Source organism: Alcanivorax profundi (genome assembly GCF_003597125.1).
Classification (GTDB): domain Bacteria; phylum Pseudomonadota; class Gammaproteobacteria; order Pseudomonadales; family Alcanivoracaceae; genus Alcanivorax; species Alcanivorax profundi.
Window position 1 is genome coordinate 67,822 of sequence record NZ_QYYA01000007.1, and the last position, 23,588, is coordinate 91,409.

Consider the following 23,588-nt stretch of genomic DNA (forward strand, 5'->3'; position numbering starts at 1 on the left):
GGGCGCCCTTTTATTGCTTAATTCTGTAACGGCGCGGGGAAGAACTACTGCATCCCTGCCTGCCCCAGCGCAAAGGGCTGAGACATCTGGAAAACCACATCATCGGGCTGACCACCCTGGCTCACACCAAGCAGTATGGGCCATGCCCGAAAGACTTCCAGCTGAAAACGCCCTTCTGACAAACGGGCATTCATCAGCTGCCGCCCCTCAGGACTCGTCACCTCCAGCACGGGATCCTCGCCCTCCATGCTCACTCGGCCCTGCAGCACCGGCACCACCGCCGAACCACTGCGGCCCCAAGTCACAGTGCCACCACCGTATTGCAGGGTTGCTCTCGCCTCGGTCACCCGACCATCCTGAACGGCGAACTCCATGATCGAAGCGTCCGCTCGGCCATCAGCCCCGCCCTGGGGAATACGCTCTGCGACCAGGGACACAGGCACCGACGCGCGCACCTGTAGTAACCGCCAGTTCTGTGCGCCAGAACCGCCAAGCCACCCGGCCAGACGCAGATCGCTTCCAGCAGTGGTTCGCAAGGAAACATCCAAACCCGGCGTGAGCCCCCGGAAATCCAGCATCCACCCCAGTGTGCCCTGCTGCTGTTGCCAGCGCCAGTCAACTTGACCATTCCACCAACGGCCGCGGGCATTCTCCAGCACCAGGGAAACCCCTCCAGGGCGAAGCTGAGGCACCCTTTCCACCAAAACGGCAGCGGGCATCAGCACCACCAAAAACAGCAGCAGGCAGGCCACGAACACCAGAGCGAGAGTCAGCTTGCGAGGCATCAGGCGCTCTTAAAACGGGATATCGTCGTCGAAATCATCGGCAGGGCCACTGAACCCCCCACCCTGATTCGAGCTGCCACCTTGCTGGGGCGCATTGCCTCCGCCGAAGTCGCCGCCCCCCTGGTTCTGGTAACCGCCCTGATTGCCCTGTGGCGCAAAACCACCGCCACCCTGGCCTCCACCTTCACCCCGGCCATCCAGCATCTGCATCTCGCTGGCCACGATTTCGGTGGTATAACGGTCCTGACCATCCTGCCCTTGCCACTTACGGGTACGAATGGCGCCTTCAATGTAGACCTTGGAACCTTTCTTCAGGTACTCGCCGGCAATTTCTCCAAGCTTGTTGAAAAACACCACCCGATGCCATTCCGTTCGTTCCTGCATTTGGCCGGTCTGACGATCCTTCCAACTCTCACTGGTAGCCAGCCGCACATTGGTGACGGCTCCGCCGCTGGGCATGAAACGAGTTTCTGGATCTGCCCCAAGATTGCCAATCAGTATTACCTTGTTTACACCGCGCGCCATGTTTTTCTCCGTGCCCCTGAAGGGCTTTAATCAATCATTACCGTGCTTGCTGCTGGCAGCAAAACCGCCATTGTGTCAGCTTTGAGCGATACCGGCGACCCCTTCAAGACGGGCCTCATCCAGCTCTCCTGGATTCACTTTCAGCAATGCCAAGCCTTGCTCTTCCACGATAACGGCCTCAACAACTCCGGGCACATCCTGCAGCTGGGTGGCCAGCGTTTTGCCATCCTGCCCCGGCTGCAGCCGCAACGCCCGATTATCCAGTTTTGCCGGCTCCTTCATGCCCGAAAGCACGAGCAGCCAGACCAGTGCCAAGGCCATACAACCATAGAAGACCGTTGCCGCGCCCCACCACTGATACAGGGCTCCACCAAGCTGCCCCCCCACAAAAACACCCAGGAACTGACTGGTGGAGTACACCCCCATGGCCGTGCCGCGGGTCCCTGCGGGTGCTGCCCGGCCAACCAACGAGGGCAACAGGGCCTCAAGCAGATTGAAGGCGGCAAAGAATACCAGCAACGCCACCACAAAGTGCCACACCTGAGCACCGGCAAACGCCAATAATAACTGGGACAGCGCGAGCAGTATTACGGCCAGCCGCTTGACCGGCATGGCTCCTCGCCGCTCAGCACGAATAATCAAGGGCACCATCGCCACAAATCCAGCCAGCAGCACGCCAAGATAGAGCAGGCTATGACTGCCCAGACTCATACCAAGGCGCTCGCTCAGCAAAGCGGGCACCACCACGAAAGACGCGGTCATAATCAGATGCAGACTGAAAATACCCACATCAAATTGCAGCAATGTCTTACTGCCAAGTACGCGGCGGAAGCGCTCCCTCGCTGGCAACGCTTCCCCCTGCAACGCTCGAGGGGCGGGCACAACCATGGCGACAATCAGCGCAAACCCGCCTAGCACGGAGGTCATCCAGAATAACCCGGACAACCCAAGCCATGTCGCCAGCAGAGGCCCCATAATCAGGGCCAGAATGAATGCCCCCCCGACAGACATGCCAATCAATGCCATGGCCCGGGTACGGTGCCGATCACTGACCACATCCCCGATCAAGGCCATGATCACGCTGGCAATGGCTCCAGCTCCCTGCAAAGCCCGTCCGGCAATGACACCGGCAATGTGGTCGCTCATGGCCGCCACCGCACCACCAGCAATGAACAACAACAGGCCAACCAGCAATAACGGGCGTCGCCCGAAACGATCAGACAACATGCCAAAAGGTATCTGTAATAGCGCCTGCATCAGGCCATAGGCACCGATGGCCGTACCGATCAGCAAAGGCGTGGCACCTTCTAGTTGCTGCCCATAGACAGCAAAAATCGGCAGGATCATGAACAGCCCGAACATGCGCAAGGCAAAAATGGTGGCCAGATACCCGGTGGTTTTCAGTTCCGTGCGCTGCAATACATCAGGAACAGGGGATGCAGATGCCGTCATGTAACGCTGATACTCCTCACCGGGCGGGCTTGCGGGCCGTCTATCGACAAAAGGTCAGGCAGTGTATCAGATTCGCCGCAGATCCGGGGATGCCTAATCCTTAGCCGTGCGGCTACCTTTAATCGTGAAATAGGTAAAACCCGTAAGTAAGCAGCATCAGCAAATTGAACCCCCGCCAAAGCGGTGATAAATTGACAGGCTGGTAGGTTTTTTTTCTTAGGCAATATGCCTAGGGAGTCGCTGCCGCAACAGCGTTAACCGGGGGGCGGCACTCCCAACAGTCATGGACGGGCCAATGAACACCCAACAACACAACCAGCAGGTATATGTCGTCGGCAGCCAACAACTGCAAAACGCCCTGCTCACCGAATTCCTGGTAAAAGAAGAGATCGCCGCACGATCCATCCCTTCTGTTAGCGACATCACCGTAGCGACCCTGAAGGAATTTGATCAGAGCCTGTTTCTGGTGGATTACCACAGCGTCGACGTGAACGAGGTCATCGCTCACCTACTGGAAGCCGATCAGGAAGTCGAAAACGACGTCCTGATCGCAGTATTCAATGTGGATTCGGACGAATCGCTCTCAAAACTGGCCGGCCTGCCCATGGTTAACGGCGGCTTCCAGCACGACTGCCCACAGGCCTTATTAAGCAAGGGCATCAAGGCCATCTTCGATGGCGAACTATGGTTCCCCCGTGCGGTACTGCAGGCTTATCTGATGAAGAGCCGAACGTTTAACAAGACCTTCTCGCGCAGTGAAGTGAACCTCACTGATCGCGAGGTGGAAGTGCTCAAGGTCATGGCCACTGGCGCCAAGAACTCGGAAATCGCCAGCAGCCTCAACCTGAGCCCGCACACCATCAAGACCCACATCTACAACATCTTCAAGAAGATCAACGCCTCCAACCGCCTGCAGGCGGTGAACTGGGCCCAGGAAAACCTCTAACCCCTTCCACCTCACGCAGCACGCGCGCCCTTGCCGTGCCTGCGTGACGCGTGTTGCGTGCAAGCGGCTTCTTTCTTTTCCCCTTCACAGTATTTCGCCTATACTGCCCTGTTCATTTTGACAGTACTCAGGGGCAGTTGATGGATACCATTCTGGTTCGTGGCGCACGCACCCATAACCTGAAAAACGTGGACCTGGATATCCCCCGGGACAAGCTGGTGGTAATTACCGGTCTGTCCGGGTCTGGCAAATCCTCTCTGGCCTTCGACACCCTCTATGCCGAGGGCCAGCGCCGTTACGTGGAGTCCCTTTCCACCTACGCCCGTCAGTTTCTGTCGATGATGGAAAAACCCGATGTGGACCACATCGAGGGGCTTAGCCCGGCCATTTCCATCGAGCAGAAATCCACCAGCCACAACCCGCGCTCCACCGTGGGTACCATCACCGAAATCTACGATTACCTCAGGCTGCTGTTTGCACGTGTCGGCGAGCCCCGCTGCCCGGAACACGACAGCCCGCTGGCCGCCCAGACCATCAGCCAGATGGTGGACCAGGTTCTGGACATGGAAGAAGGCAGCAAACTGATGCTGCTGGCGCCGGTGATTCGCGAAAAGAAAGGTGAGCACCTGCACCTGTTTGAAGAACTGCGGGCCCAGGGCTTTATTCGCGTACGCGTGGATGGCCGCATCTACGACATGGATGACACGCCCGAGCTGGAAAAGAACAAGAAACACACCATCGAAGTGGTGGTGGACCGTTTCAAGGTGCGCGGCGACCTGCAGAACCGGCTGGCGGAATCCTTCGAAACCGCCCTGAATCTGGCCGATGACATTGCCATCATTGCCCCTATGGAAGGGGAAGAAGGCGAGGAGATTACTTTCTCTGCCAAATTCGCCTGCTCCCATTGCGGCTACTCCATTCCTGAACTGGAACCACGACTGTTCTCGTTCAACAACCCGGCCGGCGCCTGCCCCAGCTGTGACGGGCTGGGCATGAAGCAGTTCTTCGACGAGGACAAGGTAATCAACTCGGCAGAATTGTCCCTGTCGGAAGGTGCCATCCGTGGCTGGGACCGCCGCAACGTCTATTACTTCCAGATGCTCAACTCCCTGTCCCAGAGCATCGGCTTCGACATGGACGTGCCCTTTGAGTCACTGGACAAAACCGTCCGCAAGAAAATCCTTTACGGCACCGGCAAGGAAAGCATCGAGTTTCGCTACCTCAACGACCGCGGCGACATCATCAAGCGCAACCATCCCTTCGAGGGGATCATCCCCAACATGGAGCGCCGTTACCGGGAAACGGAATCCGATGCCGTCCGTGAAGACCTGCTCAATTACATGTCCACATCCAGCTGCCCCAGCTGTAACGGCTCCCGGTTGCGTGAAGCCGCACGGCATGTCTTTATCGAGCAGACCACTCTGCCGGACGTGGTACGCCTGGCTGTGGGCAAGGCCCACAACTACTTCAGCGAGCTGAACCTCCCCGGCAGCAAAGGCGAGATTGCCGACAAGATTCTCAAGGAAATCCGTGACCGCCTACAGTTCCTGGTGAACGTGGGGCTGGAATACCTGACACTGGAACGCAGCGCGGAGACCCTGTCCGGTGGTGAGGCGCAACGTATCCGGTTGGCCAGCCAGATCGGGGCGGGCCTGGTGGGGGTCATGTACGTACTCGACGAGCCCTCCATCGGCCTGCATCAGCGAGACAATGAGCGACTGCTCAACACCCTTACCCGACTACGGGATCTGGGCAATACCGTGCTGGTGGTGGAACACGACGAAGATGCCATCCGGCTGGCTGACCACGTCATTGATATCGGCCCCGGTGCCGGTGTCCATGGTGGCAGCGTCGTGGCCCAGGGGACTGCCCAGGAGGTGGCCGACAACCCTGCCTCCCTGACCGGGGATTACCTGTCCGGACGCAAACAAATTGCCGTGCCGGAGCAGCGTCGCCAGAATCAGGATGACCAGTGGCTGACCCTTCACGGCGCCACCGGCAACAACCTCAAGGGGCACCCCCTGAACATTCCGGTGGGCCTGCTGACCTGTATTACCGGCGTGTCCGGCTCTGGCAAATCGACCCTGATTAACCGCACCCTCTATCCGCTGGCGGCCACCCGACTGAACAAGGCCACCACCCTGAAGGCATCCCCCTACGACTCCATCGAAGGGCTGGAGCACTTCGACAAGGTCGTCGATATTGATCAGAGCCCCATCGGCCGTACCCCGCGCTCCAACCCCGCGACCTACACCGGCATCTTCACACCGGTTCGCGACCTGTTTGCGGGCACCCAGGAAGCCCGCGCCCGTGGCTACAAACCCGGTCGCTTCAGCTTCAACGTCAAAGGGGGCCGCTGCGAAGCCTGTCAGGGCGACGGGGTCATCAAGGTGGAAATGCACTTCCTGCCGGATATCTACGTACCCTGCGAAGTCTGTGAAGGCAAACGTTATAACCGCGAGACCCTGGAGATCACCTACAAGGGCAAAAACATCTTTGAGGTACTGGAGCTCACCATCGAGGAAGGACGCGAGTTTTTCGATGCCGTCCCGTCCCTGGCTCGCAAGCTGCAGACCCTGATGGACGTGGGGCTCAGTTACATCAAGCTGGGACAGGCCGCCACCACCTTGTCAGGCGGCGAAGCACAGCGTGTCAAACTCGCCAAGGAGCTGTCCCGCCGGGACACCGGCAGCACCCTCTATATCCTCGATGAGCCCACCACTGGCCTGCACTTCCAGGACATCCAGCTATTGCTGGACGTCCTCAACCGTCTGGCAGACCACGGCAACACCGTGGCAGTGATCGAACATAACCTGGACGTCATCAAGACCGCAGACTGGATTGTCGACCTGGGGCCGGAAGGCGGTGACGGTGGCGGCGAAATCATCGCCGAGGGCACCCCGGAAGAGGTCGCCAAAGTGAAGGGCAGCCATACCGGGCGTTTTCTGAAATCCATGATAGGCCAATAAAAATGCAATTATTCGCCCGGACAGCCAAGATTCTTACCTTGGCTATCTTCCTCAGTGCATGCTCAAGACTTCAGAATCTGGGGGAGAATTTTAATTGTTACGCGGACCATTGCCTGCGCACATTTCCCGCTCAGGATATTAGCGAACAGGACTACTGGTCCTTTGACACCATGACCATCCTGCCCCCAGATCTTGCGATGGAAGAAAGAACACTCAGCGGTGAGGTCACCGGCACCACAAAGCTCCCGGGATATGGACAGAGGTTACTAGTCGAGCAGCTCGACCTTATCGCCAAGGGTTATGAAATAGAAAATCTTACCCTCTCCCTTGATGAGCCAGTCATCGAGGCCATCTCGCAACTTTACGCAAGCGCCTGGGCGGACGACTTAACTCCGGAACAGGTAAAAGAGTCGACATCCTTCTTTGGCGTACCTGAACTGCCAGCTCCAGTGCAACAAAACTCCCTTTCTCTGCCTCAACCCCTCGAACAATACGAAGACGGAAGTTGTTGTTATCTGCTCACTCGTTTTTCGGGCTGGCATCATACAACTGGCGCCAAAGCGACAATGATTACCTCAGCAGCGATCCTTAGCACCATGTCTGGAGGCAGCGGTTATGCAGGCAGTTTTGGCAGTGCAATCAGCGATATGGCCGTAATCCGGAAAAGTGACGGGAAAGTACTTTGGACCGCGCGACTGATTAGTGACGGTAGGCCCAAACAGCTCAGCATGACCATCGCGGAATTCTATAGCTCTGTGTACAACGCAAAAATCCTCCGCAAACAAGCTCTCGCCAAGCAGTGAACCAGAGGAAAATCACATTTTCACGGCTTGTCACCAGCCTGAATAATCCTGCCCACCGAAACGTCATAAACGGTCGACATGATCACCCTCATCACTCGCTATGGAGGTTAATCATGAAACGGATTTGGGCACTCAAGGGACTGCTGGCTGCTATCGGCCTGGCTGGCGCGGCCGCCGCTTGCGCCGGCCATGGCCAACCCGCTACAGGCACGGTGGAGTTGGGCCCACGCCCCTATTACCTCGTGAATGACATGGACGATGGGCCAGTCAAACAAGCGCTCCAGGCGTGCGCTGCCGAACGGCGCCCCCAGAAGCCCAATGACTTTTCCATCGGTCACCGGGGGGCCCCGCTGCAATTTCCCGAGCATACCGAAGAATCCTACCGGGCCGCCGCCCGTATGGGGGCCGGTATTCTCGAGTGTGATGTGGCCTTCACCCAGGATCAGGAGCTGGTGTGCCGCCACTCCCAATGCGACCTTCACACGACCACCAATATCCTTGAAACCGACCTTGCCAGCCAATGCAGCCAACCCTTCACCCCTTTTGATGGTAGCAACCCCGCCACAGCGCAGTGCTGCACCAGCGACATCACCCTTGCTCAATTCAAGACGCTCAAGGGCAAAATGGATGGCGCCAATCCTCGTGCGACCAATGTCGCCGAATACCTGCAAGGCACACCCGACTGGCGAACAGAACTGTATCGCCAACGCGGGACCCTCCTGAGCCATCGGGAAAGCATCGCGCTTTTTCAGGAATTAGGCGTCAAAATGACCCCGGAGCTGAAGGCGCCGGCAGTGGAAATGCCTTGGCAGGGCCACTATTCGCAGCAGGACTATGCCCAGCAGCTCATCGACGAGTACCGCGAAGCCGGGGTTGCCCCCAGGGATGTCTACCCTCAATCGTTTAATCTTGACGATGTCCGCTACTGGATTGACGCAGAGCCCGACTACGGCAAACAGGCTGTCTATCTGGATGGACGTGACAGCCAGGGGCTCGACCCACAAAACCCTGGCACCTGGCAGCCAGATATGGCCACCCTGAAAGGCTATGGCGTCAATATCATCGCTCCCCCACTTTGGATGCTGGTCAGCAGCAAAAATCAGCGTATTGTCGCCAGCCCCTACGCCCGGGCAGCACGGGATGCCGATCTGGACATTATTGCCTGGTCCCTGGAACGGTCTGGCCCACTGGCCAGCGGCGGTGGCTGGTACTACCAGAGTGTCAGCCCACAGATAGATAATGACGGCGACATGCTGACGCTTCTTGATGTGCTGGCCCGCGAAGTGGGCGTCATTGGCGTCTTTTCTGACTGGCCAGCCACTACCACCTTCTATGCCAATTGCCTTCAGCGGCAGCGCCACGCCCCAAGATGGCGCTAGCCGCGCCTCATTTTGTTGCCCCGACCCAAGTCGGGGCAACAGCCTACGAATAACCCCCTATTACGCTGGCACGGATTCTGCTTTGTCTCTTGTTGTATGCATCGAAGGTAACCACTGGGCCTTCCATAGCCCAAGGAGTATGTGATGACAGCCTCTGCCGATAACACCAGCGATCACCGTTGGCTCATGCAGTACAACATCGTCAATCTGGTCAACCAGTGCCGGCGCCTGATTCGTGCAGAATTCGATGACTCACTCTCCCTGACCGATCCGCACTTGCGTGAGAAACTGGCACATTATGCCGGGCGAACCCGCTCTCAGGGTCTGCAGCGTTTGTATGGCGAGATCCGGCTTGCATTGATCCAGCTGGAAGGAGAGGACACGCTGGTCACCCCTGAGACAGCCACCCCCATTCGTCGATACCGGGGGCAACCGATAGACGCCGGTAACCAGGCAACACAAACAGACACGGACGACAAACCACACCGAGCGGGCAAAACGCTCATGTATCGCGGACGCGCTGTTGCCCAGCGCTAAGGCAGCGCTGAATAACGCCTTGCATGCTCGCGCGTCCTGAAGCGCAAGGGGTTATTCAGAGGTTCCCCATACCGGTCAGGCAGAAAACTGAAAGATGCTCAAGTCCAGCGGCTGACTCTCACCGAGCCACATGACCAGCTCGGTATGATCGCGGAGGTCATCACCGCTAAGACCGTGAATAAAGACTGTCAGCCCGTTACGGCTGGCCATTAACCAGGGAATGACATCGCCAGCAAGGCGACGGGGCACTGACAGCTGGCAGCTCCAGCAAGGATGTGGCCCCACCGGTTTGCGGTGCATATGGCCCATGGGAATATCAAAATGCTGGTGCGCGGCCTGACACAGCGCCGCCGCCTGAGTGAAGGAATCTTCGTCATAATAGACGTGTGCGTGGAACCCTTTGATTGCCATGCCTGCTGTCCGTCATGCCTTGCCTGCGTCCAATAACAGCATAGTACAGGCAGCCCGCCAAACAACAGACATAAAAAAACCGGGCAATATGCCCGGTTTTTTTGATCCTGAGAACCTGTGCGAAGCCTTACTCGGCGTCGCCCTCGGCCAGCTCAGGACGGTCAACCAGCTCAACATAGGCCATCGGTGCATTGTCACCCGCACGGAAGCCCATCTTGAGGATACGCACGTAGCCACCAGGACGGCTCTTGTAACGCGGACCCAGCTCGTTGAACAGCTTGCCAACCACTTCCTTGGAACGGGTGCGGTTGAAAGCCAGACGACGGTTCGCTACAGAGTCTTCCTTAGCCAGAGTGATCAGCGGCTCAGCCACACGACGCAGCTCTTTGGCTTTCGGCAGGGTGGTCTTGATCGCTCCGTGCTCCAGCAGAGACACAGCCATGTTACGGAACATCGCCTGACGATGAGAGCTGTTCCGATTCAGTTTTCTGCCGCTTTTGCGATGACGCATGATTCTGTTCCTATGTTCAGGGGCGCTTCACAGCGTCCACAACAACTAACTTAGCGCAATTTGGTGTTCAGCCGGTCGTCGTCACGAAGGCTGACCGGCGGCCAGTTTTCGAGACGCATACCCAGCGACAAGCCCTTTGAGGCCAGCACGTCCTTAATTTCGGTGAGAGACTTCTTACCCAGGTTCGGGGTCTTCAGAAGCTCAACCTCGGTACGCTGTACCAGGTCACCGATGTAGTAGATGTTTTCAGCCTTGAGGCAGTTGGCGGAACGTACTGTCAGTTCCAGATCATCTACCGGACGCAGCAGGATGGGATCAATTTCCTCACGCTCCTGCTTCGGTTCAGGCTTGGCATCCTGTTCCAGGTCGACAAAGACGGCGATTTGCTGCTGCAGGATGGTTGCTGCACGGCGAATCGCTTCTTCTGGATCAATGGTACCGTCGGTTTCCAGATCGATAACCAGCTTGTCCAGGTCAGTGCGCTGCTCAACACGCGCCGCTTCGACGACATAGGCCACGCGACGTACCGGGCTGTAGCTGGCATCCAGCTGCAGACGGCCAATACCGCGGGTCTCGTCTTCGTCGGTCTGGCGAGCGTCAGCCGCTTCATAACCACGACCTTTCTGCACTTTCAGCTTCACACGCAGTTCGGTGTCGCCAGTAATGGTGCAGATCAGATGATCAGGGTTGACGATCTCAACACTGTGATCACGCTGAATGTCATCCGCAGTCACCGCACCCGGGCCTTTCTTGACCAGCTCGAGAGTGGCTTCTTCGCGGTCTTCCATCTTCAGGGCTACACCCTTGAGGTTCAGCAGGATGTTGATCACATCTTCCTGAACACCCTCGATGGAGGAGTATTCGTGTTGTACGCCCTCGATCTCCACTTCGGTGATCGCGCAGCCGGGCATGCTGGAGATCAGGATGCGACGCAGCGCAGTCCCCAGAGTGTGGCCAAAACCACGCTCCAGCGGTTCCAGAACCACTTTGGCGTGGGTCTGGTTGATCGCGTTGACCGCGATCGAGCGGGGCGTGAGAAAGTCGTTCACGGCGGTCATAGAGATCCCTCAGGCAGTCCTTACTTGGAGTACAGCTCGACGATCAGGTTTTCGTTGATCTCGGCAGGCAGATCGATACGCTCTGGCTTGGACTTGAACGTCCCTTCCAGCTTCTTCTCGTCTACCTCGATCCACGGTACGAAACCACGCTGCTGAGCCAGTTCCATCGCGTTTTTGACACGCAGCTGGTTCTTGGACTTCTCGCGAACGTTGATCACGTCACCCGGCTTCACCTGGTAAGAGGCCACGTTGACAGATTGGCCATTCACCAGGATAGCACGGTGGGATACCAGCTGACGCGCTTCAGAGCGCGTGGAACCGAAGCCCATGCGATATACCACGTTATCCAGACGACCTTCCAGGAGCTGCAGCAGCACCTCACCGGTGGCACCCTTGGAAGAGGCTGCCTTCTTGTAGTAGCTACGGAACTGCTTCTCCAGCACACCATAGGTACGACGAACTTTCTGCTTTTCGCGCAGCTGAACGCCGTAGTCGGACAGACGACCCGGGCGACGACCACCCGCAGCCTGACCAGGAGCCTGCTCAGCCTTACACTTGGAATCGAGCGGACGAATACCGCTCTTCAGGTACAAGTCAGTGCCTTCACGACGGGAAAGCTTGCACTTGGGACCGATGTATCTTGCCATCTTGCTCTAACTCCCGTTACACGCGACGCTTTTTAGGCGGACGGCAACCGTTATGCGGAATCGGCGTAACGTCCTCAATATGGGTGATCTTGTAACCACAGGCGTTCAAGGCACGAATGGAAGATTCGCGACCCGGGCCCGGGCCCTTCACCCGCACTTCAAGATTCTTCAGACCGTAGTCCTTGGCAGCGTTACCCGCGTTTTCGGCGGCCACCTGGGCAGCAAACGGGGTACTTTTACGGGAACCACGGAAACCAGCACCACCTGAAGTCGCCCAGGACAGTGCGTTGCCCTGACGATCAGTGATGGTAATGATGGTATTGTTGAAGGAAGCGTGCACGTGAGCGATACCGTCCGCTACGCTGCGCGTTACCTTCTTGCGACGTGCGCCACTCTCTTTCTTTGACTTAGCCATAATGCCTATCCAAATCCAGCCGCTGACGTTTCAGCTTACTTGCGAATCGGTTTACGCGGACCTTTACGGGTCCGAGCATTGGTCTTGGTGCGCTGACCGCGAAGCGGCAGGCCGCGACGATGGCGGATGCCGCGGAAGCAGCCCAGGTCCATCAGACGCTTGATGTTCATGTTGATTTCCCGGCGCAGGTCACCTTCGGTTGAGAACTTGGCAACCTCGCCACGAATGACGTCAAGCTGCTCACCGCTCAGGTCACGAACCTTGGCGGTTTCCTCAATACCGGCCGCTGCACAGATCTGCTGTGCACGGGTACGACCGATCCCGAAGATGTAGGTGAGAGAAATCACCGTGTGCTTATTTTCCGGGATGTTAACGCCTGCAATACGGGCCATCCGAATATCTCCGATTCACAAAACGGGTGCGCCAGGCTCTCAGGCGCCGAAAGGCGGCAGAGTCTAGCGCTACGCCGACTGAATTTCAACCAAACACTTAAAAGAAGACTGAACCTTAACCCTGGCGCTGCTTGTGCCGGGGTTCGGCACTGCAGATCACCATGACGCGACCCTTACGACGGATCACTTTACAGTTACGGCAGATCTTCTTTACAGAAGCCTGAACTTTCATCGCACTCGCCTCGTTCGTTAACGCACCAGTCCGGTGCCGCCATACCCTTTCAGGTTGGCTTTCTTCATCAACTTCTCGTACTGGGTGGACGTCAGGTGCGAATTAACTTGCGACCAGAAGTCCATGACTACTACCACAACGATCAGCAGAGAGGTGCCACCCAGATAAAAGGGCACATTGGCAACTGCTTGCAGACCCAGTGGCAACAGGCACACCAGCGTCATGTATACCGCACCGATCAGGGTCAGACGGCCCATTACGGTATCGATATAGCGAGCGGACTGCTCGCCCGGGCGGATGCCCGGAATATAGGCGCCGGATTTCTTCAGGTTGTCTGCGACATCCTTCGGATTGAATACCAGCGCTGTATAAAAGTAGCAAAAGAACACGATAGACAGGGTAAACAGCAGAATATACAGCGGAGTCCCCGGCAACAGAGCATCACTCACGCTTCGCAGTGCCTGGCCCCACCAGGAATCCGGATTGGAATCACTGAACCACTGGGTCAGTGACGCCGGAAACAGCAGAATGGAGCTGGCAAAGATAGCGGGAATAACCCCTGCCATGTTCACCTTCAGCGGCAGATGGCTCTGCTGCGCTGCATATACTCGACGGCCTTGCTGACGTCGCGCATAGTTAACCGTAATACGCCGTTGTCCCCGTTCTACAAACACCACACCGAAAATAACGGCCAGTGCCACAAGGAACACAAACAACATCATGATCAAGCTCAAATCACCGGTCCGGGCAGACTCAAAAGTCTGGGCCACGGCACCGGGCAAGCCTGCCACGATGGAGGCGAAAATCAGCATGGAAATACCATTGCCAACCCCGCGCTCGGTAATCTGCTCACCCAGCCACATCAGGAACACGGTACCGGTCAGAAGGCTGGTCACGGCTACAAAGTAGAAGCTGGCTACCTGCATGGTAGTGGCCGCTTCTGGCAGCAACGTGATGCCCTGGCTTTTCAAGCCGGCACAGACCCCGAAGGACTGAATTGCACCCAATGCCACGGTCAGATAACGCGTGTACTGGGTAATCTTGCGCCGTCCCTGTTCACCTTCCTTACGGAGCTGCTCCAGGGTCGGGACCACCGCCGTCATCAGCTGAATCACGATGCTGGCGGTAATATAGGGCATGATGCCCAAAGCAAATATACTCATGCGCTCCAGGGACCCCCCGGAGAACATGTTAAACAGGCCAAGAATGGTGTCCCGGTTATTGTTGAACATCTGTTGCAACGCTTCCGGGTTCATGCCCGGTACCGGGATGTGTGCCCCGATACGGAACACCACCAGGGCGCCCAACAGAAAACCGATTCGCCGCCACAGCTCACGCATCGCGTTGCTGTCTACTTTCGGCGCGCCACCATTCAATGTCTGAGCGCGATTCTTCGCCATAGAGCGTCGCCTTATTCTTCGACTTTGCCGCCAGCCTTTTCAACCGCTTCACGGGCGCCTTTGGTAATGGCAACACCACGAACGGTAACGGCGCGATTAATTTCGCCAGAAAGAACAATCTTGGCGCGCTTCATATCGCGGCGCACAACATTGGCAGCCTTGAGAGCAGCCAGGTCGATCACGTCGCCTTCCACCTTAGCCAGCTCAGCCAGACGGACTTCAGCAGTGCCCATAGCCAGCTTGGACGTGAAGCCAAACTTCGGCACACGACGCTGCAGCGGCATTTGACCACCCTCGAAACCGGGCTTCACGGTACCGCCAGAACGAGACTTCTGACCTTTGTGGCCACGACCACCAGTCTTGCCCAGGCCAGAACCGATACCGCGACCGACGCGCTTGCCGTCCGGGCGGGAACCTTCAGCAGGATGCAGATCATTCAGACGCATCACTTATTCTCCCTCTACCTGTACCATGTACGCGACCTTGTTGATCATGCCGCGTACCGCCGGGGTATCTTCAACTTCCACGGTGTGGCCGATGCGGCGCAGACCGAGACCACGCACACAGGCCTTGTGCTTTTCCAGCCGGCCGTTGGTGCTCTTAACCAGCTTTACCTTGATCTTTTCAGCCATCGTAACGATTCCGTAATCTGCGCTTAGTTCAGAATGTCTTCGACGGACTTGCCACGCTTGGCAGCCACTGACTCCGGAGAAGCCATGGTCTTCAGGCCGTTAAAAGTAGCCCGAACCACGTTTACCGGGTTGGTGGAGCCATAGCACTTGGCCAGTACGTTCTGAACGCCTGCGACTTCCAGTACGGCGCGCATGGCACCGCCGGCAATCACACCGGTACCTTCATCGGCCGGCTGCATGTACACCTTGGAGGCACCGTGACGGGCCTTCATGGGGTGCTGGATGGTGGTGCCATTCAGCTCCACCTGAATCATGTTGCGGCGGGCAGCTTCCAGGGCTTTCTGGATAGCGGCAGGCACTTCACGGGCCTTGCCACGACCGAAGCCAACTTTACCCTTGCCGTCACCCACTACGGTCAGAGCGGTAAAACCGAAGATACGGCCGCCTTTCACAACCTTAGCAACCCGGTTTACCTGAACCAGCTTTTCCTGCAGACCTTCGTTGGGATCAACTTTCGCCATAACCAAGCACCCTTAGAATTCAAGCCCGTTTTCACGCGCGGCGTCAGCCAGCGCCTTTACGCGACCGTGATATTTAAAACCGGAACGGTCAAAGGCAACGCGCTCAATGCCCGCTTCCTTGGCACGCTGAGCAATCAGCTGGCCAACTTTGGCCGCTGCGTCAGTGTTACCGGTTGCTTCAGCACGCAGATCTTTCTCTACAGTGCTAGCGGAGGCCAGAACCTGGCCGCCGTTCGCAGAGATTACCTGCGCATAGATATGACGCGGAGTACGATTAACGCAGAGACGAACTTCGCCCAGTTCACGAATCTTAAGACGAGTACGTTTTGCCCTGCGCAGACGTGCAACTTTTTTGTCTTTCATGGCATTAATCTCAACGATTATTTCTTCTTGGCTTCCTTACGGCGCACTTGCTCATCAGCATAGCGCACCCCTTTGCCCTTGTAGGGCTCCGGCGGACGGAAGGCCCGAACGTTGGCGGCAACCTGACCTACCAGCTGCTTGTCAACGCCCTTGATAACGATCTCTGTCTGGCTCGGGGTTTCGACAGTAATCCCTTCAGGCAGCTCGTAAGCAACCGGATGAGAGAAGCCGAGAGTCAGGTTAAGGACCTTACCCTGCGCCTGTGCGCGGTAACCAACGCCGAGCAGCTGGAGCTTACGCTCAAAGCCTTCGGACACACCAGTCACCATGTTATTCAACAGAGCACGGGTAGTCCCGGCCAGGGCCCACGCCTTCTGGGATTCATCGTGAGGCTTCACAGAAACCACACCCTCTTCCAGAGACACGGCTACCAGCTCGTGAACTTCATGCTCCAGGCTGCCTTTGCCACCTTTTACGGTAACTTGCTGGCCATCGACCTTAAACTCGACGCCGCTCGGCAGATTTACCGGACTTTTTGCTACTCTAGACATTGCTGCACCTAACCCGTCTACGCCGCTTCTGTTAGGACACTTCGCAGATCAGCTCGCCACCAACATTGGCTTTGCGTGCTGCGCGGTCAGAAATAATGCCCTGGTTGGTGGATACGATCATCACGCCCAGGCCGCCCTTAACCTTAGGGATCTCGCCTGCGCTCTTGTAAACACGCAGACCGGGACGGCTTACACGTGCGATCTTCTCGATCACCGCCTTGCCTTCGAAATACTTCAGATCAACCGTCAATACCGGCTTCTTCTCATCGCTGACCTTGTAACCAGCAATGTAGCCCTCGTCCAGAAGTACTTTGGCAATCGCTTCCTTTGCCTTGGAGGCAGGAATCTCAACCTGTACTTTCTTGGCCATCTGGGCGTTACGGATACGGGTAAACATATCCGCCAGGGTATCTTGCATGCTCATGCCGCAATCGCTCCGCTACCTAACTCTTGGCTTACCAGCTGGACTTAACCAGACCGGGAACATCACCGCGCATTGCTGCTTCACGCAGCTTGATCCGGCTGAGGCCGAACTTGCGGTAGTAACCGTGCGGACGACCGGTCAGACGACAGCGGTTACGCTGACGAACCGGGGAAGAATCGCGCGGCATCTTCTGCAGCTGAAGCTGTGCATCCCACTTTGCTTCAGGTTCTGCATTGGGATCCTGGATGATCGCCTTAAGCGCTGCACGCTTGGCGGCAAAACGCTTTACCAACTTGGCGCGTTTTGCTTCCCGGTTTTTCATGGATTCTTTAGCCATGATAAATCCTCTTAGCCCTTCAGCGGGAAGTTGAAGGCGCGCAGCAGCGCCCGTGCATGGTCGTCATTTTTGGCTGTAGTGGTGATGGTAATATCCAGACCACGCAGCTTGTCGACCTTGTCGAAATCGATTTCCGGGAACACGATCTGCTCACGCAGACCCATGGAGTAGTTACCACGACCATCGAAAGACTTGGCATTCAGACCACGAAAGTCACGAATACGCGGAATCGCGATGGAAACCAGGCGCTCCAGGAACTCATACATACGATCGTTGCGCAGGGTCACCTTGCAACCAATCGGCCAACCTTCACGGATCTTGAAGCCGGCAACAGACTTACGAGCCTTGGTTACCAGGGGCTTCTGACCGGAAATGGCGGTCATGTCAGCGACAGCACCGTCCATTGCCTTACGGTCAGCAGAAGCTTCACCAACACCCATGTTCAGGGTGATCTTGGTGATCTTCGGCACTTCCATGATGTTATCGAGGCCCAGCTCTTCTTTCAGCTTGGCTACGATCTCGTCTTGATAAATCTTTTTCAGATCACTCATGGGTCACCTAAACCTACAGCGCTTCGCCGTTGGACTTGAAGAAACGCACTTTTTTGCCGTCTTCAAAACGGAATCCCACACGATCCGCTTTCTGGGTCTTGGGGTTCCAGATGGCAACGTTGGAGGCATGCAGAGCTGCTTCCTGTTCTACGATGCCGCCTTGAGTACCGCGGTTCGGGTTGGCCTTAACATGCTTTTTCACCATGTTAACGCCGCCAACGATTACGCGACCATTGTCCTGCACTTGCTGAACGGTGCCGCGCTTACCTTTGTCCTTGCCCGCGATTACGATGACTTCGTCATCACGCTTGATCTTAAGCATTACCTTCACCCGCCTTTACAGAACTTCAGGTGCCAGGGAGATGATCTTCATAAATTGCTCGGTACGCAGCTCGCGCGTTACCGGGCCGAAGATCCGGGTACCAATCGGTGCTTTGTTGTTGTTCAACAACACCGCGGCATTTTCGTCGAAACGAATCAAAGAACCATCCGGGCGACGCACACCTTTACGGGTACGCACTACCACTGCGGTCATTACATCACCTTTCTTAACACGGCCGCGCGGAATTGCTTCCTTCACTGTGACCTTGATGATGTCACCAATGCCTGCATAGCGGCGGTGAGAACCACCCAGCACTTTGATGCACTGTACTCGACGAGCGCCGCTGTTATCGGCTACTTCGAGCATGCTTTCGGTCTGAATCATCGCTAACTCTCTCCAACTCTGCCTTTACAGGCAGCCACAGCAACGGTCCGTCAGGCCTTGTTGGCCTGTTCAACTACATTTACCAGCGTCCAGGTTTTACGCTTGGACATCGGCCGGCATTCTTCGATGGTAACCAGGTCACCTTCGTTACACTGGTTCTGTTCATCGTGCGCCATCAGCTTCGTGGAACGCTTGATGATCTTGCCGTAAATCGGGTGCTGAACCCGGCGCTCTACCAACACAGTGATAGTTTTTTCACCCTTGTTGGAGATCACCTTGCCGGTAGCGGTCCGGCGCATTTTTGCCTCTGCCATGACTAGTTACCCTGCTTCTCTCTCAGAATGGTCTTAACGCGCGCAATGTTACGGCGAACCGTCCCAAGCTCGTGGGTTTTGGAAAGCTGGCCGGAAGCAGACTTCATGCGCAGCTTGAACTGCTGCTCAAGCAGATTGATCTGCTCCTGCTGCAGCTCTTCAACACTCTTTTCTCTCAGCTCGCTCGCTTTCATGGCTTACATCACCGTCCGAGTTACGACACGGGTGCTTACCGGCAGCTTGGCCGCGGCCAGACGGAACGCTTCACGCGCAACGTCCTCAGAAACACCTTCCATTTCGTAGAGCATCTTGCCCGGTTGAATCTGGGCAACCCAGTACTCTACAGAACCTTTACCTTTACCCATCCGCACTTCCAGCGGCTTCTGGGTGATCGGCTTGTCCGGGAAAACCCGGATCCAGATTTTACCGCCACGTTTAATGTGACGGGTCATAGCACGACGAGCGGCTTCGATCTGGCGCGCGGTAATGCGGCCACGACCGGTTGCCTGCAGGCCAATGGTGCCGAAAGACACCTTGCTGCCCCGCTGTGCCAGGCCGCGGTTACGGCCCTTCATCACTTTCCGGAATTTGGTACGCTTCGGCTGCAACATCGTTCGTTACCCTTTAACCGCGGCCGCGCTTTTTGGCGCCCTTGGACTGCTTCTGCTGCTCTTCCTGCTGAACCTGCTCCATGCCACCAAGCACTTCGCCGCGGAAGATCCACACCTTCACACCAATGGTGCCGTAGGTGGTTTCAGCACGTACTTCTGCGTAATCGATATCGGCACGCAGGGTGTGCAGTGGCACACGGCCTTCGCGGTACCATTCGGTACGTGCGATTTCAGCACCACCCAGACGACCAGACAGCTGCACCTTGATACCTTCTGCACCCGCCTTCATGGCGTTCTGCACGGCACGCTTCATGGCGCGACGGAACATCACACGACGCTCCAGCTGACCTGCGATATTATCGCCTACCAGACGGGCATCCAGGTCGGGCTTGCGCACTTCCTCGATGTTGATGTGCACAGGCACACCCATCTTGGCAGCGACATCGCGACGCAGGCGCTCGACATCTTCGCCTTTCTTGCCGATCACGATACCCGGACGTGCGGTAGAAATCGTGATGCGAACGTTTTCGGACGGACGCTCAATCTTGATGCGGCTTACAGACGCATTCTTCAGACGCTTGAACAGGAACTCACGAACCTGCAGGTCGGTAACCAGGCAGTCTGAATAAGACTTCGGTCCGGCATACCAGAGCGAGTTATGCTCTTTAACAATGCCAAGGCGAATACCGACCGGATGAACTTTCTGACCCATCTGGTTACTCCTGACCTTCCGAGACTTTCACAGTAATGTGGCAAGTACGCTTGAGGATCCGGTCTGCGCGGCCTTTGGCCCGCGGACGGATACGCTTCATGGTCATGCCTTCGTCCACAAAAATTGTGGATACCTTCAGCTCGTCAACGTCAGCGCCGTCGTTGTTTTCCGCGTTGGCAATTGCGGACTCCAGCACTTTCTTAACGATTTTTGCCGCCTTCTTGGGGCTGAATTCCAGAAGATTCAGCGCCTTCTCGACTTCCAGGCCTCGGACCTGGTCCGCTACGAGGCGGGCTTTCTGAGCCGAAATTCTTGCACCGCGCAGACGGGCTGCAACTTCAGTAGCCATGGCTGTCACCTTATCGCTTAGCCTTCTTGTCCACGACATGCCCGCGATAGTTGCGGGTCAGGGCGAACTCGCCCAGCTTGTGGCCTACCATATGCTCGGAAACAATAACCGGCACATGCTGTTTGCCGTTGTGGACAGCAATCGTCAGACCCACCATCTCCGGAATAATCATGGAGCGACGGGACCAGGTTTTAATCGGCTTACGGGAGCCGGCTTCCACCGCATCTTCCACCTTGCTTAGCAGGTGGTGATCCACAAAAGGACCTTTTTTGAGTGAACGTGGCACAGCCTGAACCTCTCTTTATCCCTTACTTACGACGGTCGCGCACAATCATCTTGGAGGTGCGCTTGTTTGTACGGGTCTTGTGGCCCTTGGTCGGCACACCCCAGGGGGTAACCGGATGACGACCACCAGAAGTACGCCCTTCACCACCACCATGCGGATGGTCTACCGGGTTCATCGCCACACCACGTACAGTGGGACGCACACCCCGCCAGCGCTTGGCGCCCGCTTTACCCAGTGAGCGCAAGCTGTGCTCACTGTTGGACACTTCACCCAAGGTAGCCTTGCAGTCGGTATGAACCTTGCGCATTTCGCCGGAGCGTAGACGCAGAGTCACATACTGACCATCCTTCGCAAGCACCTGCGCGGAGGTACCGGCAGAACGAGCGATTTGACCACCCTTGCCAGGCTTCATTTCCACGTTGTGAACCGTGGAACCCAGCGGAATATTACGCAGCGGAAGCGCGTTGCCCACCTTGATCGGCGCATCTTCGCCGGACTGGACACGATCTTCTGCCTTCAGGCCCTTGGGAGCCAGAATATAACGACGCTCACCGTCCAGGTACTTGACCAGGGCAATGTGCGCGGAACGGTTCGGGTCATATTCCAGACGCTCGATAACACCAACCACGCCGTCCTTGTTACGACGGAAGTCGATCACACGATACTTCTGCTTGTGACCGCCGCCTTTATGACGGGTGGTGATGCGGCCATTATTGTTACGACCACCGTTCTTGCTCTTGGCTTCTACCAGAGGCGCGTAGGGAGCACCTTTGTGCAGATCTTCGTTGACCACCTTGACTACAAAGCGGCGGCCCGGAGAAGTCGGCTTGCACTTTACAATCGCCATTATTCCTTACTCCCTTCCTTACTCTGCGCCCAGGAAGTCAATGTCCTGGCCTTCCTCGAGGGAAACATAGGCCTTCTTCCAGTCCGCACGCTTGCCAGCGACGCGACCGAAGAATTTGGACTTGCCTTTCACATTGGCGGTACGAACAGACTTAACCTTCACTTCGAAGAGAGCCTCAACAGCTTTCTTGATTTCCAGCTTGTTCGCATCTTTGGCAACCTTGAATACAAAGGTACCGTTTTCGTCAGCTGCAACTGTCGCTTTTTCGGAAACGTGCGGAGCGCGCAGCACAGTCAGGATACGCTCTTGATTCATGCCAGTGCCTCCTCAAGCTTCTTCAGAGCCGGCACAGTAATCAGCACCTTCTCAAAAGCGATCAGGCTGACAGGATCAACGCCTTGAGCGTCACGCACATCTACCTTCGGCAGATTGCGGGAACCCAGATACAGGTTCTCATCCACGCTGTCAGTCACGATCAGGACGTTGCTCAGCTGCAAGTCTTTCAGCTTGGCAGCAACAGCCTTGGTCTTCGGTGCGTCAACAGTGAACTCGTCAACAACAACCAGACGCTCCTGGCGAACCAGCTCGGACACGATGCACTGCAGCGCGCCACGATACATTTTGCGGTTCACCTTCTGGGAATGGTCACGGTTGGTAGCAGCAAAGGTTTTGCCGCCGCCACGCCAGATCGGGCTACGAATGGTACCAGCACGAGCACGACCAGTGCCCTTCTGACGCCATGGCTTGCGACCACCGCCACTCACTTCCGAACGGTTTTTCTGAGCCTTGGAACCCTGACGGGCACCAGCCAGAAACGCAGTAACAACCTGATGAACCAGAGGCTCGTTAAAGTCCTTGCCGAAGGCGACTTCGGAAACGGTAACGGTACCTCCAGAGGCAGTATTGAGATTCATCCTCTATTCCTCTTTCAGGCCTTCGCCTTCACTGCCAGACGCACGATCACATCACCACCGGTAGCACCGGGGACCGCACCTTTAACCAGCAACAGATTCTTCTCAGCGTCTACGCGAACCACTTCCAAATTTTGGACGGTGACGCGCTCAGCACCCAGATGGCCGGCCATCTTCTTGCCCTTGAATACGCGACCCGGGGTCTGGTTCTGACCAATTGAACCCGGAGCACGATGGGACAAAGAGTTACCGTGGGTGGCGTCCTGGGTACGGAAATTCCAGCGCTTAACGGCACCAGCAAAACCCTTACCCTTGGAGGTGCCAGTCACATCGATCAACTGACCCGCCTCAAAACCTTCTACGGTCACTTCGGAGCCCGGCTGCAGCTCACCTGCCTCAGCACGGAATTCCCAAACGCCACGACCTGCTTCTACACCAGCCTTTGAAAAGTGACCGGCCTGAGCCTTCGTCACACGGCTGGCACGGCGCTCACCCACCGTTACCTGCACGGCCTGATAGCCATCTGATTCTTCGGTCTTGAGCTGAGCAACCCGATTTGGGGTCACTTCGATGACAGTCACGGGAACACTGACACCTTCTTCAGTGAAGACCCGAGTCATGCCACATTTCCGACCGATCACACCAATCGCCATTGTTTACCTCTTCACAACCTGTCGCGGTTATTAGCCCGCCCGTTGTTAACCCAGGCTGATCTGCACATCCACACCAGCAGCCAGATCAAGCTTCATCAGAGCATCCACGGTTTTATCCGTAGGCTCGACGATGTCGACCAGACGCTTGTGAGTGCGGATCTCATACTGATCTCGCGCATCTTTGTTTACGTGCGGAGAGATCAGCACAGTAAAACGCTCTTTACGCGTCGGCAGCGGAATTGGACCCGTTACCTGCGCGCCTGTCCGTTTGGCCGTATCCACGATCTCTTGGGCGGACTGATCAATCAGACGATGATCAAAGGCCTTGAGTCGGATGCGGATTCTTTGGTTAGCCATA

The 23,588-nt window shown here is 56.6% G+C and carries 37 protein-coding genes; 5 read left to right on the forward strand and 32 right to left on the reverse strand.

From position 1 onward, the window contains the following. Positions 1–44 precede the first annotated feature (44 nt). The 3 genes from D4A39_RS16170 to D4A39_RS16180 all read right to left on the reverse strand — a co-directional run bounded on the left by D4A39_RS16170 (position 45) and on the right by D4A39_RS16180 (position 2,762). Complete coding sequence (locus D4A39_RS16170; RefSeq protein WP_119918554.1) at positions 45–785, reverse strand: type II secretion system protein N; 741 nt, start codon at positions 783–785, stop codon at positions 45–47. A gap of 9 nt (positions 786–794) precedes the next feature. After that, positions 795–1,310, reverse strand: coding sequence for a single-stranded DNA-binding protein (gene ssb / locus D4A39_RS16175; RefSeq protein ID WP_022986463.1), 516 nt, complete (start codon positions 1,308–1,310; stop codon positions 795–797). 75 nt (positions 1,311–1,385) lie between these two features. Next, positions 1,386–2,762: an MFS transporter gene (locus D4A39_RS16180; protein ID WP_119918555.1), complete on the reverse strand. Its 1,377-nt coding sequence runs from the start codon at positions 2,760–2,762 to the stop codon at positions 1,386–1,388. A 295-nt stretch (positions 2,763–3,057) separates the two neighbouring features. Here D4A39_RS16180 and D4A39_RS16185 point away from each other — a divergent pair, with 295 nt between their 5' ends. From D4A39_RS16185 to D4A39_RS16205, 5 genes are all read left to right on the forward strand, one after another. Next, on the forward strand, positions 3,058–3,708 hold the full coding sequence (locus D4A39_RS16185; RefSeq protein ID WP_022986465.1) for a response regulator transcription factor: 651 nt from the start codon (positions 3,058–3,060) through the stop codon (positions 3,706–3,708). Positions 3,709–3,848: 140 nt separating this feature from the next. Next, complete coding sequence (uvrA, locus tag D4A39_RS16190; RefSeq protein ID WP_022986466.1) at positions 3,849–6,677, forward strand: excinuclease ABC subunit UvrA; 2,829 nt, start codon at positions 3,849–3,851, stop codon at positions 6,675–6,677. A 2-nt stretch (positions 6,678–6,679) separates the two neighbouring features. Continuing rightward, positions 6,680–7,480, forward strand: a complete 801-nt coding sequence (locus D4A39_RS16195; protein ID WP_102791611.1) for a hypothetical protein — start codon at positions 6,680–6,682, stop codon at positions 7,478–7,480. Between the two features lie 113 nt (positions 7,481–7,593). Then, positions 7,594–8,859 carry a glycerophosphodiester phosphodiesterase family protein gene (locus D4A39_RS16200; RefSeq protein WP_119918556.1) on the forward strand — a complete coding sequence of 422 codons (1,266 nt, stop codon included), beginning with the start codon at positions 7,594–7,596 and terminating at the stop codon, positions 8,857–8,859. 144 nt (positions 8,860–9,003) lie between these two features. Beyond that, positions 9,004–9,396 carry a hypothetical protein gene (locus D4A39_RS16205; protein ID WP_119918557.1) on the forward strand — a complete coding sequence of 131 codons (393 nt, stop codon included), beginning with the start codon at positions 9,004–9,006 and terminating at the stop codon, positions 9,394–9,396. 75 nt (positions 9,397–9,471) lie between these two features. Here the strand turns inward: D4A39_RS16205 and D4A39_RS16210 are convergent, their stop codons facing one another. From D4A39_RS16210 to rpsJ, 29 genes are all read right to left on the reverse strand, one after another. Then, on the reverse strand, positions 9,472–9,807 hold the full coding sequence (locus D4A39_RS16210; protein WP_022986470.1) for a DOPA 4,5-dioxygenase family protein: 336 nt from the start codon (positions 9,805–9,807) through the stop codon (positions 9,472–9,474). A 127-nt stretch (positions 9,808–9,934) separates the two neighbouring features. Continuing rightward, entirely contained in the window at positions 9,935–10,318 is a 384-nt protein-coding gene (gene rplQ, locus D4A39_RS16215) for a 50S ribosomal protein L17 (protein ID WP_022986471.1), read from the reverse strand. 50 nt (positions 10,319–10,368) lie between these two features. Continuing rightward, complete coding sequence (locus D4A39_RS16220) at positions 10,369–11,376, reverse strand: DNA-directed RNA polymerase subunit alpha (RefSeq protein WP_022986472.1); 1,008 nt, start codon at positions 11,374–11,376, stop codon at positions 10,369–10,371. Between the two features lie 20 nt (positions 11,377–11,396). Further along, a complete protein-coding gene (gene rpsD, locus D4A39_RS16225; protein WP_022986473.1) occupies positions 11,397–12,023 on the reverse strand; it encodes a 30S ribosomal protein S4 in 627 nt (208 codons plus the stop codon). A 16-nt stretch (positions 12,024–12,039) separates the two neighbouring features. Continuing rightward, entirely contained in the window at positions 12,040–12,438 is a 399-nt protein-coding gene (rpsK, locus tag D4A39_RS16230; RefSeq protein WP_022986474.1) for a 30S ribosomal protein S11, read from the reverse strand. A gap of 35 nt (positions 12,439–12,473) precedes the next feature. Beyond that, positions 12,474–12,830, reverse strand: coding sequence for a 30S ribosomal protein S13 (gene rpsM / locus D4A39_RS16235; RefSeq protein ID WP_022986475.1), 357 nt, complete (start codon positions 12,828–12,830; stop codon positions 12,474–12,476). Positions 12,831–12,945: 115 nt separating this feature from the next. Continuing rightward, positions 12,946–13,062, reverse strand: a complete 117-nt coding sequence (gene rpmJ / locus D4A39_RS16240; RefSeq protein WP_008928865.1) for a 50S ribosomal protein L36 — start codon at positions 13,060–13,062, stop codon at positions 12,946–12,948. Positions 13,063–13,079: 17 nt separating this feature from the next. Beyond that, on the reverse strand, positions 13,080–14,462 hold the full coding sequence (secY, locus tag D4A39_RS16245; protein WP_022986476.1) for a preprotein translocase subunit SecY: 1,383 nt from the start codon (positions 14,460–14,462) through the stop codon (positions 13,080–13,082). Positions 14,463–14,473: 11 nt separating this feature from the next. Continuing rightward, positions 14,474–14,908 carry a 50S ribosomal protein L15 gene (rplO, locus tag D4A39_RS16250; RefSeq protein ID WP_022986477.1) on the reverse strand — a complete coding sequence of 145 codons (435 nt, stop codon included), beginning with the start codon at positions 14,906–14,908 and terminating at the stop codon, positions 14,474–14,476. A gap of 3 nt (positions 14,909–14,911) precedes the next feature. Next, positions 14,912–15,094 carry a 50S ribosomal protein L30 gene (gene rpmD, locus D4A39_RS16255; protein ID WP_022986478.1) on the reverse strand — a complete coding sequence of 61 codons (183 nt, stop codon included), beginning with the start codon at positions 15,092–15,094 and terminating at the stop codon, positions 14,912–14,914. A gap of 23 nt (positions 15,095–15,117) precedes the next feature. Next, positions 15,118–15,615, reverse strand: coding sequence for a 30S ribosomal protein S5 (gene rpsE / locus D4A39_RS16260; protein WP_022986479.1), 498 nt, complete (start codon positions 15,613–15,615; stop codon positions 15,118–15,120). 12 nt (positions 15,616–15,627) lie between these two features. Next, positions 15,628–15,978, reverse strand: coding sequence for a 50S ribosomal protein L18 (rplR, locus tag D4A39_RS16265; RefSeq protein WP_022986480.1), 351 nt, complete (start codon positions 15,976–15,978; stop codon positions 15,628–15,630). Positions 15,979–15,995: 17 nt separating this feature from the next. After that, positions 15,996–16,529: a 50S ribosomal protein L6 gene (rplF, locus tag D4A39_RS16270; protein WP_022986481.1), complete on the reverse strand. Its 534-nt coding sequence runs from the start codon at positions 16,527–16,529 to the stop codon at positions 15,996–15,998. Between the two features lie 31 nt (positions 16,530–16,560). After that, on the reverse strand, positions 16,561–16,953 hold the full coding sequence (gene rpsH / locus D4A39_RS16275) for a 30S ribosomal protein S8 (protein WP_022986482.1): 393 nt from the start codon (positions 16,951–16,953) through the stop codon (positions 16,561–16,563). 31 nt (positions 16,954–16,984) lie between these two features. Continuing rightward, positions 16,985–17,290, reverse strand: a complete 306-nt coding sequence (gene rpsN / locus D4A39_RS16280; protein ID WP_022986483.1) for a 30S ribosomal protein S14 — start codon at positions 17,288–17,290, stop codon at positions 16,985–16,987. A gap of 11 nt (positions 17,291–17,301) precedes the next feature. Continuing rightward, positions 17,302–17,841, reverse strand: a complete 540-nt coding sequence (rplE, locus tag D4A39_RS16285; protein WP_022986484.1) for a 50S ribosomal protein L5 — start codon at positions 17,839–17,841, stop codon at positions 17,302–17,304. A 13-nt stretch (positions 17,842–17,854) separates the two neighbouring features. Beyond that, entirely contained in the window at positions 17,855–18,163 is a 309-nt protein-coding gene (gene rplX / locus D4A39_RS16290) for a 50S ribosomal protein L24 (protein ID WP_022986485.1), read from the reverse strand. A 15-nt stretch (positions 18,164–18,178) separates the two neighbouring features. Continuing rightward, the gene (gene rplN, locus D4A39_RS16295) at positions 18,179–18,547 is read right to left on the reverse strand and encodes a 50S ribosomal protein L14 (protein ID WP_022986486.1); all 369 of its coding nucleotides are present in this window, start codon (positions 18,545–18,547) and stop codon (positions 18,179–18,181) included. A 50-nt stretch (positions 18,548–18,597) separates the two neighbouring features. After that, the gene (rpsQ, locus tag D4A39_RS16300) at positions 18,598–18,861 is read right to left on the reverse strand and encodes a 30S ribosomal protein S17 (RefSeq protein ID WP_022986487.1); all 264 of its coding nucleotides are present in this window, start codon (positions 18,859–18,861) and stop codon (positions 18,598–18,600) included. 2 nt (positions 18,862–18,863) lie between these two features. Continuing rightward, complete coding sequence (gene rpmC, locus D4A39_RS16305; protein ID WP_022986488.1) at positions 18,864–19,055, reverse strand: 50S ribosomal protein L29; 192 nt, start codon at positions 19,053–19,055, stop codon at positions 18,864–18,866. Between the two features lie 3 nt (positions 19,056–19,058). Then, complete coding sequence (rplP, locus tag D4A39_RS16310; RefSeq protein ID WP_022986489.1) at positions 19,059–19,472, reverse strand: 50S ribosomal protein L16; 414 nt, start codon at positions 19,470–19,472, stop codon at positions 19,059–19,061. Positions 19,473–19,485: 13 nt separating this feature from the next. Then, positions 19,486–20,184 carry a 30S ribosomal protein S3 gene (gene rpsC / locus D4A39_RS16315; RefSeq protein ID WP_022986490.1) on the reverse strand — a complete coding sequence of 233 codons (699 nt, stop codon included), beginning with the start codon at positions 20,182–20,184 and terminating at the stop codon, positions 19,486–19,488. 4 nt (positions 20,185–20,188) lie between these two features. Then, positions 20,189–20,533 (reverse strand): 50S ribosomal protein L22, encoded by a 345-nt coding sequence (gene rplV / locus D4A39_RS16320; RefSeq protein WP_022986491.1) that lies wholly within the window; start codon positions 20,531–20,533, stop codon positions 20,189–20,191. Positions 20,534–20,543: 10 nt separating this feature from the next. Then, positions 20,544–20,819, reverse strand: a complete 276-nt coding sequence (gene rpsS, locus D4A39_RS16325; protein WP_022986492.1) for a 30S ribosomal protein S19 — start codon at positions 20,817–20,819, stop codon at positions 20,544–20,546. A gap of 22 nt (positions 20,820–20,841) precedes the next feature. Beyond that, complete coding sequence (gene rplB, locus D4A39_RS16330) at positions 20,842–21,666, reverse strand: 50S ribosomal protein L2 (protein ID WP_022986493.1); 825 nt, start codon at positions 21,664–21,666, stop codon at positions 20,842–20,844. An 18-nt stretch (positions 21,667–21,684) separates the two neighbouring features. Next, positions 21,685–21,981, reverse strand: coding sequence for a 50S ribosomal protein L23 (gene rplW / locus D4A39_RS16335; protein ID WP_022986494.1), 297 nt, complete (start codon positions 21,979–21,981; stop codon positions 21,685–21,687). Beyond that, complete coding sequence (gene rplD, locus D4A39_RS16340; protein ID WP_022986495.1) at positions 21,978–22,580, reverse strand: 50S ribosomal protein L4; 603 nt, start codon at positions 22,578–22,580, stop codon at positions 21,978–21,980. The genes rplW and rplD overlap by 4 nt, the downstream gene beginning before the upstream one ends. Positions 22,581–22,594: 14 nt before the next feature. After that, the gene (gene rplC / locus D4A39_RS16345) at positions 22,595–23,230 is read right to left on the reverse strand and encodes a 50S ribosomal protein L3 (RefSeq protein WP_022986496.1); all 636 of its coding nucleotides are present in this window, start codon (positions 23,228–23,230) and stop codon (positions 22,595–22,597) included. A gap of 45 nt (positions 23,231–23,275) precedes the next feature. Beyond that, positions 23,276–23,587, reverse strand: a complete 312-nt coding sequence (gene rpsJ / locus D4A39_RS16350; protein ID WP_022986497.1) for a 30S ribosomal protein S10 — start codon at positions 23,585–23,587, stop codon at positions 23,276–23,278. Position 23,588: the final 1 nt, after the last annotated feature.

Excerpts from the sequence above, each read along its gene's own strand:
- D4A39_RS16170 (WP_119918554.1), bottom strand. The coding sequence starts at position 785 with ATGCCTCGCAAGCTGACTCTCGCTCTGGTGTTCGTGGCCTGCCTGCTG.
- ssb (WP_022986463.1), bottom strand. The coding sequence starts at position 1,310 with ATGGCGCGCGGTGTAAACAAGGTAATACTGATTGGCAATCTTGGGGCA.
- D4A39_RS16180 (WP_119918555.1), bottom strand. The coding sequence starts at position 2,762 with ATGACGGCATCTGCATCCCCTGTTCCTGATGTATTGCAGCGCACGGAA.
- D4A39_RS16185 (WP_022986465.1), top strand. The coding sequence starts at position 3,058 with ATGAACACCCAACAACACAACCAGCAGGTATATGTCGTCGGCAGCCAA.
- uvrA (WP_022986466.1), top strand. The coding sequence starts at position 3,849 with ATGGATACCATTCTGGTTCGTGGCGCACGCACCCATAACCTGAAAAAC.
- D4A39_RS16195 (WP_102791611.1), top strand. The coding sequence starts at position 6,680 with ATGCAATTATTCGCCCGGACAGCCAAGATTCTTACCTTGGCTATCTTC.
- D4A39_RS16200 (WP_119918556.1), top strand. The coding sequence starts at position 7,594 with ATGAAACGGATTTGGGCACTCAAGGGACTGCTGGCTGCTATCGGCCTG.
- D4A39_RS16205 (WP_119918557.1), top strand. The coding sequence starts at position 9,004 with ATGACAGCCTCTGCCGATAACACCAGCGATCACCGTTGGCTCATGCAG.
- D4A39_RS16210 (WP_022986470.1), bottom strand. The coding sequence starts at position 9,807 with ATGGCAATCAAAGGGTTCCACGCACACGTCTATTATGACGAAGATTCC.
- rplQ (WP_022986471.1), bottom strand. The coding sequence starts at position 10,318 with ATGCGTCATCGCAAAAGCGGCAGAAAACTGAATCGGAACAGCTCTCAT.
- D4A39_RS16220 (WP_022986472.1), bottom strand. The coding sequence starts at position 11,376 with ATGACCGCCGTGAACGACTTTCTCACGCCCCGCTCGATCGCGGTCAAC.
- rpsD (WP_022986473.1), bottom strand. The coding sequence starts at position 12,023 with ATGGCAAGATACATCGGTCCCAAGTGCAAGCTTTCCCGTCGTGAAGGC.
- rpsK (WP_022986474.1), bottom strand. The coding sequence starts at position 12,438 with ATGGCTAAGTCAAAGAAAGAGAGTGGCGCACGTCGCAAGAAGGTAACG.
- rpsM (WP_022986475.1), bottom strand. The coding sequence starts at position 12,830 with ATGGCCCGTATTGCAGGCGTTAACATCCCGGAAAATAAGCACACGGTG.
- rpmJ (WP_008928865.1), bottom strand. The coding sequence starts at position 13,062 with ATGAAAGTTCAGGCTTCTGTAAAGAAGATCTGCCGTAACTGTAAAGTG.
- secY (WP_022986476.1), bottom strand. The coding sequence starts at position 14,462 with ATGGCGAAGAATCGCGCTCAGACATTGAATGGTGGCGCGCCGAAAGTA.
- rplO (WP_022986477.1), bottom strand. The coding sequence starts at position 14,908 with ATGCGTCTGAATGATCTGCATCCTGCTGAAGGTTCCCGCCCGGACGGC.
- rpmD (WP_022986478.1), bottom strand. The coding sequence starts at position 15,094 with ATGGCTGAAAAGATCAAGGTAAAGCTGGTTAAGAGCACCAACGGCCGG.
- rpsE (WP_022986479.1), bottom strand. The coding sequence starts at position 15,615 with ATGGCGAAAGTTGATCCCAACGAAGGTCTGCAGGAAAAGCTGGTTCAG.
- rplR (WP_022986480.1), bottom strand. The coding sequence starts at position 15,978 with ATGAAAGACAAAAAAGTTGCACGTCTGCGCAGGGCAAAACGTACTCGT.
- rplF (WP_022986481.1), bottom strand. The coding sequence starts at position 16,529 with ATGTCTAGAGTAGCAAAAAGTCCGGTAAATCTGCCGAGCGGCGTCGAG.
- rpsH (WP_022986482.1), bottom strand. The coding sequence starts at position 16,953 with ATGAGCATGCAAGATACCCTGGCGGATATGTTTACCCGTATCCGTAAC.
- rpsN (WP_022986483.1), bottom strand. The coding sequence starts at position 17,290 with ATGGCTAAAGAATCCATGAAAAACCGGGAAGCAAAACGCGCCAAGTTG.
- rplE (WP_022986484.1), bottom strand. The coding sequence starts at position 17,841 with ATGAGTGATCTGAAAAAGATTTATCAAGACGAGATCGTAGCCAAGCTG.
- rplX (WP_022986485.1), bottom strand. The coding sequence starts at position 18,163 with ATGCTTAAGATCAAGCGTGATGACGAAGTCATCGTAATCGCGGGCAAG.
- rplN (WP_022986486.1), bottom strand. The coding sequence starts at position 18,547 with ATGATTCAGACCGAAAGCATGCTCGAAGTAGCCGATAACAGCGGCGCT.
- rpsQ (WP_022986487.1), bottom strand. The coding sequence starts at position 18,861 with ATGGCAGAGGCAAAAATGCGCCGGACCGCTACCGGCAAGGTGATCTCC.
- rpmC (WP_022986488.1), bottom strand. The coding sequence starts at position 19,055 with ATGAAAGCGAGCGAGCTGAGAGAAAAGAGTGTTGAAGAGCTGCAGCAG.
- rplP (WP_022986489.1), bottom strand. The coding sequence starts at position 19,472 with ATGTTGCAGCCGAAGCGTACCAAATTCCGGAAAGTGATGAAGGGCCGT.
- rpsC (WP_022986490.1), bottom strand. The coding sequence starts at position 20,184 with ATGGGTCAGAAAGTTCATCCGGTCGGTATTCGCCTTGGCATTGTTAAA.
- rplV (WP_022986491.1), bottom strand. The coding sequence starts at position 20,533 with ATGGCTACTGAAGTTGCAGCCCGTCTGCGCGGTGCAAGAATTTCGGCT.
- rplB (WP_022986493.1), bottom strand. The coding sequence starts at position 21,666 with ATGGCGATTGTAAAGTGCAAGCCGACTTCTCCGGGCCGCCGCTTTGTA.
- rplW (WP_022986494.1), bottom strand. The coding sequence starts at position 21,981 with ATGAATCAAGAGCGTATCCTGACTGTGCTGCGCGCTCCGCACGTTTCC.
- rplD (WP_022986495.1), bottom strand. The coding sequence starts at position 22,580 with ATGAATCTCAATACTGCCTCTGGAGGTACCGTTACCGTTTCCGAAGTC.
- rplC (WP_022986496.1), bottom strand. The coding sequence starts at position 23,230 with ATGGCGATTGGTGTGATCGGTCGGAAATGTGGCATGACTCGGGTCTTC.
- rpsJ (WP_022986497.1), bottom strand. The coding sequence starts at position 23,587 with ATGGCTAACCAAAGAATCCGCATCCGACTCAAGGCCTTTGATCATCGT.